Source organism: Roseateles sp. T103, assembly GCF_057219915.1.
In genome coordinates this window covers 1-9,441 of the sequence record NZ_JBXVVS010000010.1, presented here as the reverse complement: position 1 = coordinate 9,441, position 9,441 = coordinate 1, and the positions used below count along the sequence as shown (strand labels likewise).

The 9,441-nt window shown below is 66.4% G+C and carries 9 protein-coding genes and 1 pseudogene; 3 read left to right on the top strand and 7 right to left on the bottom strand.

The features are described 5' to 3' along the window. The 4 genes and pseudogenes from AC2EBS_RS18235 to gabT all read right to left on the bottom strand — a co-directional run. Positions 1–382, bottom strand: a pseudogene (locus AC2EBS_RS18235) (MotA/TolQ/ExbB proton channel family protein); the annotation flags it as partial. A 104-nt stretch (positions 383–486) separates the two neighbouring features. Then, complete coding sequence (locus AC2EBS_RS18230; protein WP_484729873.1) at positions 487–1,140, bottom strand: hypothetical protein; 654 nt, start codon at positions 1,138–1,140, stop codon at positions 487–489. Between the two features lie 7 nt (positions 1,141–1,147). Further along, complete coding sequence (locus AC2EBS_RS18225) at positions 1,148–2,641, bottom strand: NAD-dependent succinate-semialdehyde dehydrogenase (RefSeq protein ID WP_484729872.1); 1,494 nt, start codon at positions 2,639–2,641, stop codon at positions 1,148–1,150. 45 nt (positions 2,642–2,686) lie between these two features. Then, the gene (gene gabT, locus AC2EBS_RS18220) at positions 2,687–4,018 is read right to left on the bottom strand and encodes a 4-aminobutyrate--2-oxoglutarate transaminase (RefSeq protein WP_484729871.1); all 1,332 of its coding nucleotides are present in this window, start codon (positions 4,016–4,018) and stop codon (positions 2,687–2,689) included. A 189-nt stretch (positions 4,019–4,207) separates the two neighbouring features. Here gabT and AC2EBS_RS18215 point away from each other — a divergent pair, with 189 nt between their 5' ends. From AC2EBS_RS18215 to AC2EBS_RS18205, 3 genes are all read left to right on the top strand, one after another. Next, positions 4,208–5,629 (top strand): aminotransferase-like domain-containing protein, encoded by a 1,422-nt coding sequence (locus AC2EBS_RS18215; RefSeq protein ID WP_484729870.1) that lies wholly within the window; start codon positions 4,208–4,210, stop codon positions 5,627–5,629. Positions 5,630–5,633: 4 nt separating this feature from the next. Further along, entirely contained in the window at positions 5,634–6,575 is a 942-nt protein-coding gene (locus tag AC2EBS_RS18210; RefSeq protein WP_484729869.1) for an energy transducer TonB family protein, read from the top strand. A 202-nt stretch (positions 6,576–6,777) separates the two neighbouring features. After that, on the top strand, positions 6,778–6,939 hold the full coding sequence (locus AC2EBS_RS18205; RefSeq protein ID WP_484729868.1) for a hypothetical protein: 162 nt from the start codon (positions 6,778–6,780) through the stop codon (positions 6,937–6,939). A 40-nt stretch (positions 6,940–6,979) separates the two neighbouring features. On the opposite strand, the gene AC2EBS_RS18200 is transcribed toward AC2EBS_RS18205, so the two are convergent. From AC2EBS_RS18200 to AC2EBS_RS18190, 3 genes are all read right to left on the bottom strand, one after another. After that, positions 6,980–7,369: a VOC family protein gene (locus tag AC2EBS_RS18200; protein ID WP_484729867.1), complete on the bottom strand. Its 390-nt coding sequence runs from the start codon at positions 7,367–7,369 to the stop codon at positions 6,980–6,982. A 104-nt stretch (positions 7,370–7,473) separates the two neighbouring features. Next, entirely contained in the window at positions 7,474–8,304 is an 831-nt protein-coding gene (locus AC2EBS_RS18195; RefSeq protein ID WP_484729866.1) for a restriction endonuclease, read from the bottom strand. Then, the gene (locus AC2EBS_RS18190) at positions 8,301–9,221 is read right to left on the bottom strand and encodes a hypothetical protein (RefSeq protein WP_484729865.1); all 921 of its coding nucleotides are present in this window, start codon (positions 9,219–9,221) and stop codon (positions 8,301–8,303) included. Before AC2EBS_RS18190 ends, AC2EBS_RS18195 begins: the two co-directional genes overlap by 4 nt. Between the last annotated feature and the right edge of the window lie 220 nt (positions 9,222–9,441).

Genomic DNA, 9,441 nt, shown 5'->3' with positions numbered 1-9,441 from the left:
CCACAGCGGTCTGCGCGATGTAGCGGAAGGCGCCGGTCTCGTTCAGGCTCTTCACGCCCTCAGCCAGGCTGGCCTTCTTGAAGAAGCTCACGCGCACTTCCTTGGCTTCCTTGCCCAGCTTGTGGGTGTCCCACAGGCGCACGAACAGGATGTACCAGGAGCCCATGGACATCAGCACCAGGATCACCAGCACGCCCTGGTCGACGGCGTGGCCGTGCTTCACCAGGGCCATCAGGCCGTAGGGGTTGTCAGCGGCCTTGGCGGGGGCGGACGCGGCGGCGGGCGCCTCGGCCGCAGCCTGGGCCTGCGCAGCGGCCGGCGCGAAAGTCATGACGAGGGTCGCCAGTGCGGCGGCAAGCAGGCGGCGGAGATGGGAGTGCATGGTGAGGGCTGTCTTGAGGAAGAAGAACACTTGGGGAGGAAAGGAAGAAGGCAGGCGAGGGCAGGGCGCGCAGCTGGCTGGCGCGCCCTGTCGCTCTCGGTTGCTCAGTCGATGCGGAAGACGAATTCCTGCTCGAACACGTGGTCGCCCGGGCACTCGTAGCTGCTCTGCAGCGTCTCGGTGATGGCGGCAACCAGCGCCCGCTGCGCGCGGCGATCGACGCCACCGCGCAGCGGCGTGATCTCGACGGCCACCACGCGGCCGGCCTTGACGGTGGCGAGCGCCTTGTACATGGCCTCGCCGCTCCAGTTGACGGCCGGCACCTCGGGCTTGCCCATCTTGGTACAGACCATGCCTGCCTTCACCGGGCCGGCGGGCCTGGCTGCGGGCGCCGGTGCCGGCGCTGCGGGCGGCGGCGTCGGTGCCACCTCGCGCACCGGCGGAGGCGTGTTGCTCACCGGGGCCTGGATCGCATTGGCCGGCGGCGGTGCGGCCACCTGCACCTCGGGCGGCGGCATGAAGGGCGGCGGCGGTGCCTTCATGTCGGGCGGCGGCGGCACGACCTTCTCGGGCGGCGGAGGCGGCTTGACCTTCTCCTCCACCACGCTGACCTCGATCGGCCCCTTCACCGCGTCGACCACCTTGTGGGCCAGGCCGCTGGCCAGGGCCCAGATGATGATCACATGGATGCCGGCCACCATCACGAGGCCGGCATAGCGGCTGCCGCCCGTGCCCTGTTGCTGTTGCGCGAAGTTCATCGCCGGCTCAGGGCTGCGTGATGCCGCCCAGGCACAGGTACTTCACCTCGACGTAGTCGTCGATGCCGTGGTGCGAACCCTCGCGGCCCAGGCCGCTCTGCTTCACGCCGCCGAAGGGCGCCTCGGCCGCGGACATCAGGCCGGTGTTGATGCCGACCATGCCGTACTCCAGCGCCTCGCCGACGCGGAAGATGCGGCCCACGTCGCGGCTGAAGAAGTAGCTCGCCAGGCCGAACTCGGTGTTGTTGGCCAGTGCGATCGCCTCGGCCTCGGTCTTGAAGCGGAACACCGGCGCCACCGGGCCGAAGGTCTCTTCCTTCGCGCACAGCATGCCGGGCTTGGCATCGGCCAGCACGGTGGGCTGGTACAGGCGTCCGGAGGCGGCGCCGCCGGTGAGCACGCGGCCGCCCTTGTCGAGCGCGTCCTGCACATGCTGCTGCACCTTGGCCACCGCCGCATCGTCGATCAGCGCACCGATCGCCACGCCGGGCTCGAAGCCGTTGCCGGTCTTCATCTGGGCCACGCGCTCGGCCAGCTTGGCGACGAACTCGTCGTACACGCCGTCCTGCACATAGAAGCGGTTCGCGCACACGCAGGTCTGGCCGGCGTTGCGGTACTTGCTGGCGATCGCGCCTTCGACCGCGGCATCGATGTTGGCGTCGTCGAAGACGATGAAGGGCGCGTTGCCGCCCAGCTCCAGCGAGAGCTTCTTGATCGTCGGCGCGCACTGCTTCATCAGGATGCGGCCCACCTCGGTCGATCCGGTGAAGGACAGATGGCGCACCACATCGCTGGCGCACAGCACATTGCCGATCTCGATCGAGCCGGCCGAGTCGGAGCTCAGCACGTTCAGCACGCCCGGCGGGAAGCCGGCGCGCTGCGCCAGCTCGGCCAGCGCCAAGGCGGACAGCGGCGTCTGCTCGGCCGGCTTGATCACCACCGGGCAGCCGGCGGCCAGCGCCGGTGCCACCTTGCGCGTGATCATCGCCAGCGGGAAGTTCCACGGCGTGATCGCGGCGCACACGCCGATCGGCTGCTTCAGCACCAGGAAGCGCTTGCTCGGGTCATTGCTGGGGATGGTCTCGCCGTAGATGCGGCGCGCCTCTTCGGCGAACCACTCGACGAAGCTGGCCGCGTAGCCCACCTCGCCCTTGGCCTCGCCCACCGGCTTGCCCTGCTCGGCGGTCATGATGCGCGCCAGGTCGTCGGCATGCTGGTGCATCAGCTGGAACCAGCGCATCAGCAGCGCGGCGCGCTCCTTGGCGGTCTTGCTGCGCCAGGCCGGCCAGGCCTGGTTGGCGGCGTGGATCGCGGCGTCGGCATGCAGCGCGCCGAGCCGCGCCACCTTGGCCAGCACCTGGCCGGTGGCGGGATCGTCCACCTCGAAGCGCTCGTTGCTGCCCACCCATTCGCCGTTGATCAGCGCATCGGTCTTCAGCAGCGCCTGGTCCTGGACCAGGCTCAGCGGCGTGTTCGGGAGGAGGTTGGGGTTGGTGCTCACGGGGTCAGTCCTTGCTCTCTGTCTTTTCGTTCTTGTTGTCGTCGATCAGCCCTGAGCCAGCGCGGCGCCGAAAGCCTGCTCGATGATCGCCAGGCCCTCGTCCAGCAGCGCGTTCGACGCGGTCAGCGGCACCAGGATGCGGATCACGTTGCCGTAGCTGCCGCAGGACAGCAGGATTAGCCCGCGCTTGTTGGCCTCGACCACCACGCGGCGGGTCAGGTCGGCGTCGGGCTTGGTCACGTCGGCGCAGCCCTCGCGGGTCTGGAACAGCTCGATCGCCACCATTGCGCCCAGGCCGCGCACGTCGCCGATCGCCGGCACCTTGGCCGACAGCTTCTGCAGCCGCGTGCTCAGGTACTCGCCCATCTCCTGGCTGCGCGCCAGCAGCTTCTCCTGCTCGAACACCTCCAGCACGGCCAGCGCCGCGGCGCAGCCGATCGGGCTGCCGGCATAGGTGCCGCCCAGGCCGCCGGGGCCGGGTGCGTCCATCACGTCGGCACGGCCCACCACGCCCGAGATCGGGAAGCCGCCGGCCAGCGACTTTGCGGTGGTGATCAGGTCGGGCGCCACGTCCCACTGCTCGCAGGCAAACCAGGTGCCGGTGCGGCCGGCGCCGGTCTGCACCTCGTCGGCGATCAAGAGGATGCCGTGCTTGTCGGCCAGCTCGCGCAGGCGGCTGATGAACTCATTGGGCGCCACGTAGAAACCGCCTTCGCCCTGCACCGGCTCGACGATGAAGGCTGCGACGCGCTCCACCTCGACGTCGTTCTTCAGGATCAGCTCCAGCGAGTGCATCGCCTCGTCGATCGAGACGCCGTGCAGCTCATTGGGGAAGAGGGCGTGGAACACCTCGCCGGGGAAGGGGCCGAAGCCGGTCTTGTAGGGCGCCACCTTGCCGGTCAGGCCCAGCGTCATCATCGTGCGGCCGTGGTAGCCGCCGGTGAAGGCGATCACCGCCGAGCGCTTGGTGTAGCTGCGCGCGATCTTGACGGCGTTCTCCACCGCCTCGGCGCCGCTGGTCAGCAGCAGCGTCTTCTTGTCGAACTTGCCGGGGGCCAGCGCGTTCAGGCGCTCGGCCAGCGCCACATAGGGCTCATAGGCCACGACCTGGAAGCAGGTGTGGGTGTACTGGTCCAGTTGCTGCTTGACCGCCTCGATCACGGCCGGGTGGCAATGGCCAGTGTTCAGCACCGCGATGCCGCCGGCGAAATCGATGAAGCGGCGGCCTTCGACGTCCCAGAACTCGGAATTGGCGCCGCGCTCGATGAACACCTCGTGCGCCTGGCCCACGCCACGCGGCACGGCGGCGCGGCGGCGCTCCATCAGCGCGGCGTTGGTGGTCTTCTGGGCGGCATTCTTGTCGGCGGGCTTCAGCATGATGTGGGGCTCCACAAAGGTTGTTCGGTGTTCGCCAATGTAGGCAGCCCTGCCCGCCGCCAACAGGTACAGTTGCCTGCAGACACGGCGCCGCTGTACAGGGGGCGCGGCCTGTACAGCTTGAAAGACAAGCACCGCAGCAGCCCGCCCGTCGCAGCTATCCAGTCGCCGTTTCCGTCCCCCTCGCCCATGCTCCGTCTCGATACCGCTTCCCCGACGCCCCTGGTGGTACAGATCGTCCAGGGCCTGCAGCAGCTCGTGGCCGAGCGCACGCTGGCACCCGGCGCCAAGCTGCCGTCGATCCGCCAGTTCGCGCAGACGCATGGCGTCAGCGTGTTCACCGTCGTCGAGGCCTACGACCGGCTGGTGGCCTTGGGCGTGCTGATGTCCAAGCCGCATGCGGGCTTCTTCGTGCGCCAGCGTGCCGGCAGCGGCGCGGCCGCGGGCGAGCAAGCCGCCGCCGCGCCCGCCGAGGCGCTGCGCTTCGACGCCAAGTGGTATCTGCGCCAGATCTTCGAGAGCCGCAACCTGGAGATCAAGGCCGGCTGCGGCTGGCTGCCGCAGGGCTGGCTGTTCGAGGCCGGCGTGCGCCGCGCCTTCCGCCAGCTGGCCAGCGAAGGCGCTGAGCTGGGCGGTTATGGCCTGCCCTACGGCCACCTGGGCCTGCGCGAGCTGGTGGCTGACATGCTCAGCGAGCGCCAGATCGGCGCCAGCGCCGAGAGCGTGCTGCTGACCCAGGGTTCCAGCCAGGGCCTGGACCTGCTAGCGCGCCTGCTGGTGAAGCCCGGCGACGCGGTGCTGGTGGACGAGCCCGGCTACCCCAACATCCACTACATCCTGCACTTCCTGGGCGCGCGCCTGGTGCCGGTGCCGCGCACGCCGCAGGGCTACGACATGGACGCGCTGGAAGCCGCCATCGCCGCGCACCAGCCCAAGGCCTTCTTCACCCAGCCGCGGCTGCAGAGCCCCACCAACTCCGTCGCGCCGCTGCGCCAGCTGCTGCGCATCCTGCAGCTGGCCGAAGGCGCGGACATGGCCATCGTCGAGAACGACATCTATGCCGACCTCGACCCCGGCCTGCACCCCACGCTGGCCAGCCTGGACCAGCTGCAGCGCGTGGCCTACCTGGGCAGCTTCTCCAAGACCATCTCGCCGAACCTGCGCGTGGGCTATGTGGCGGCGCGCGCCGAATGGCTGGAAGAGCTGGCGATCCGCAAGATGGTCTCGGGCCTGACCTCGTCGGACCTGACCGAGCGCCTGATCCACCGCGCGCTGACCGAAGGCCGCTGGCGCAAGCACCTGGCCACGCTGCGCGAGCGCCTGGCGGTGGCGCACGAGCGCGTGGCGCGCCGCCTGCACGGCCTGGGCTTCGAGATCTTCAGCGTCGAGCCCAAGGCCGGCCTCTACCTCTGGGCCCGGCACCCCGACATCCCCGACGCCGCCGAGCTCTCCAAGGAAGCCGCCACGCACAGCATCATGCTGGGCCCCGGCCACCTGTTCTACAGCGAGCCGCGGCAGACCGGCTGGCTGCGCTTCAACGTGGCCTTCAGCGAGGACGAGCGGCTGTGGGACTTTCTCGCCGGCGTGATCCGCGAGCAGGGCGGCGAGTGAGCGAGTGAGCGAGAAGTCAGCAGTAGCAGCCCCCGGCGTCGATGCAGCCGGGCGTGGCCAGGCGACCAGCCCTCGGCAGCAGAACGGCAAGACCTGGCCCCAGCGCCGCAACGGCCGCAGCTGGCGCTTCACCGCCGCCGTCCTGGTGCTGGCCCTGCATGTGCTGGTGATCGCCGTCGTCGTCGGCTATCGCGCCGGCCTGCTGGCCGAGCGACCGGCGGCGCCGCTGCCGAGCATCGTCTACTTCGAAGTTGCCGAACGGCCCGCCCAGCCGAAGCAAGCGCAGTCGCCACCGCCGCCGCAGGCCCGCGAGCCGGAGCCCGCCAAGCCCGCGCCCGAGCCGCCGCGCAAGCCATCGGCGGCGCCCGCCACCCAGGCCGCGCCGCCGCCGCCCACGGCCGAAGACTGGGCCTTCGCCGCGAAGTACACGCTGAAGAACAGCAAGGGCTACCGCCACGCCTGGGGCCGGCAGGTGCGCAGCATGATGGGCACCGCGGTCGAAGGGCCCGACCAGGGCATGGTCCGCTTCCAGATCGAGATCGCGCCCGACGGCAGCATGGTGCGCGTGGACACGCTGTGGAGCACGTCGGACGTGGCCGAGCGCCTGGCCCGCCAGGCCATCAAGTCCATGCCGCCGCTGCCGCCCACGCCCAACGGCAAGCCGCTGATCTTCGAGAAGACCATCGCCTTCACGCCCTTTGCCGGCGACGATGCGCCCACCTACAAAAACGACTGCCGGCCCGACCCGCCGACCTTCCGCAACCGCTTCGCCTGGGATGGGCGCTCACCGCAGGTGCTAGCGGCGCTGGAGAAGCCGCAAGACAAGCTCGACCCGCAGGCGCTGGAGGACTGCCTCAAGCAGCTGCCGCAGGACACGACCGAGGCCGAAGCCGCGCACGACCAGCGGCTGCTGGAGCGCTGGCGCTCGAACAAGCTGGGGCGCTGAAGCGCGCGCGGTCCGCTGCGTGTATCGGTGTGGCGCCGATGGGCCGACCGCCAGCCAGGCGAGTCGGTAGTAGTAGAGTGGGCCCCGTTGCTGCGGGCAAGCGATGAGCGAGCGCCATTGCGGCAGACACAGCGACCAACACATGGCATGGCATCCAATCGAGTCACATCGAACGAATGCTCGATAAGGAAAGCACCCCATCATGGCCCGATCAGAACAACGCAACGACAAGGCGAACAAGAAGCCCAAGAAGGACAGCGGCAGCGCGTCCAAGGACTCGTCATCGTCGTCCACCTCCACCCGCCCAGTCGCGCCGATGACGGCCGTGCTGCCCAAGGGCAAGCTGAAGAAGAAGCTGGGCTGAAGCAGCAGCGACCAACAGCCGCCGCCGCGGCCGGACCTGCTTACTGGCCCGCAGGCGGCTGCCAGAGCTCGACCTTGTTGCCCTCGGGGTCGATCACCCAGCCGAACTTGCCGTACTCGGGCAAGTCCTCGGTCTTGTCGAGCACATCGCAGCCCTCGGCACGCAGCGCATCCAGCAGCGCGGCCAGGTCCTCGACGCGGTAGTTGATCATGAAGGGCGCCGTGCTCGGCGCGAACTGCGCGCCGCCTGCCGGGCCCACCGACCAGATCGTCGTGCCCTTCATCGGCTGCCCCTGGGCATCCGCCCAAGTGAAGGCAGCGCCGCCCCAATCCTGCACGTCGATGCCCAGGTGCTTTTTGTACCAAGCGCCCAGCGCCGCGGGGTCCTTGGCCTGGAAGAAGATGCCGCCGATGCCGGTGACGCGTTGCATGGGTGTTCTCCGGGGGGGAGCTACAGAGTGCATGTGCATCGAGCACCGTGCGAGGTGTCGGCAAACTTCGTCCGCAACTGCCGTGTTGTCTCGTTGCACATGTTTTATTGAATGGTCGGAATAGCTTCTGCTTCCGAAATCAGGCTGCTTAAATCTGCTGGGCTTTCCGTCGAGCCAGAGGCATCTTGGAGAAGTTCATAAAGATCTGAGGCTTCCAAGACGAAGACGCCAGCGCGCTCGGCTAGACGGCGCACAGTGCTGGGCATCTCGTGCGTCGTTAGAAGCAAGAGGGCTGTAGGCGCATAGGGCCTTAGCTCCAATTCGTCGTACCGCTTGTCAACTGTGGAGAAGATTTTGCTGATCAGTAGTTCATTGGTCCCGACCAATTCGCGAACTGCATTGGTGCTCACTGCATGCGTTGTGTAGTGCTTTGCCTGAGCAATCCAAACTAGTCTGTGCGTGACAGCTCTCGAGAGCGCAGGTGCAAGCACAAGGTAGCCAAACGCATCGACACCTTGATCGTGCGACTGCGGTGTCTGGAAGACTTGCGTGCAGCCAAGTCGCTTGAGAATTACAGCAGCAAGCTTCTCAAAATCAGCTGGATCAATTGAGTGCAGGCGATCCTGAAATGCGACTCGCGCGTCTGACCTGGACGCAGCCCGCCCCTTTATGAGGTGTCCTTCTCCAAGCCCGTCCGCAACCTCGTAGCGCAGCGCAAGGTCGTCGCTGACTCTCTGGTTGTATTCAGTGACTAGGGCATTTCTCAGCGCGGCAAGGCGCTGCTCAATGAACGTCTCTATCACCTCTGACGAGTACTTCTTCGCCGCCGCATTGCGGATGATGTCCTCGAGTTTTCGTGCTGCAGAGCGGGGCGAGTACTCGCACAAGAAGTGAGACAGCAACTCGTCGTGCAGGTTTCTAAGCAACTCGTTCATTTCGTCGGTGGTCGCTTTGTTCTAGCTAGGCTTCGTAGTCCATCAAGCGTGTCAGAGATCTTGTCTATAAGGGTCAGATCAGCAGATGAGAGTGCCTTGGCCTGGGCGACGCCAATTCTCGAAAGCGCCTTGTTGATCTCGGAGAGAATAGAACTTGGTGAAGAGTCCGATCTGCCATCTTCTGCGATTCGGATGGCTTCAAGCAGCGATTGGTCCGGGTCTAGTAACGACTCGATCGCAAGCGGGTTCCCGACGATCAGCTTGAGTCGCCGTACATCTGAGTAGGTTGTGAGTTTGGCTTCGTGCTTCGCATCTCCGGTTATCAGTTGAAAGAATTCGCGGGCGCGCTCAGTGTCAACGAACGTGTTCTCTTCATGTGACCAACCGAAGCGTTCGCGCACCTCAGGGGAGGACACCATTTCATGCAGAAGACGGTAGAAGCTGGGTTCTGCCTTGCCACCAAATAGTTCATCATCTTCCATGAATTTCAGTGCAGCGATCGCGCGGTAGCGTCGGGCGGCTTCGACAGATGAGATGCCCAGCATGCTTCCGATGGCCTTGAAGTCCAAATCCTCATCGTCCTTTAACTCTGCGACGAGCAAGGCCTGCTGATAGGCGCCCCATTCCTTTGGGCCTGCAATATGCCGAATGCCCATGATTACGCGCTCGGCATGGCGCCTACTTCTCCCCGTGGACTTCAGAACCGCGCATGGTACTTTCGCGAAGGATCGTTTCTGAGAGGCGTTCAAAGCGATAACACCCTCCTCAGCGTCCTTGAGCAGCGACTTGAGGGCTGCGACGCGGCGATTCCCTTCCACCACGACGTAATAGCCCTCTAAATGCTTGTAGGGCGCGACGATCACGCGTTCCATTGGCACGTATCCGTTCACGAGGATCGAGTTCTTCAGCTCATCCAACTGGTAATGATGCTCAAGCGACTCCAAGGTCGCTGACTGAACCTTCTCCTCGTGGAACCGGGTAACAACCTTCTTCTTGAACTTCTTGCTGTCCCAGAATCTGTAGTTGTTCGGGTCAAGCAGTGAATCGCCCCGGGTTTCCTAGACACCCGTGAGCCGGTGGGAATGGCGTCGTTCGAACTCTACCGGCGAAGTGTCGCCGGCAGTGCCGTGGCGCCGC

Bases quoted from the DNA above. Each gene is read 5' to 3' on its own strand.
- AC2EBS_RS18230 (WP_484729873.1), bottom strand. From the start codon at position 1,140: ATGAACTTCGCGCAACAGCAACAGGGCACGGGCGGCAGCCGCTATGCC.
- gabT (WP_484729871.1), bottom strand. From the start codon at position 4,018: ATGCTGAAGCCCGCCGACAAGAATGCCGCCCAGAAGACCACCAACGCC.
- AC2EBS_RS18215 (WP_484729870.1), top strand. From the start codon at position 4,208: ATGCTCCGTCTCGATACCGCTTCCCCGACGCCCCTGGTGGTACAGATC.
- AC2EBS_RS18205 (WP_484729868.1), top strand. From the start codon at position 6,778: ATGGCCCGATCAGAACAACGCAACGACAAGGCGAACAAGAAGCCCAAG.
- AC2EBS_RS18200 (WP_484729867.1), bottom strand. From the start codon at position 7,369: ATGCAACGCGTCACCGGCATCGGCGGCATCTTCTTCCAGGCCAAGGAC.
- AC2EBS_RS18195 (WP_484729866.1), bottom strand. From the start codon at position 8,304: ATGAACGAGTTGCTTAGAAACCTGCACGACGAGTTGCTGTCTCACTTC.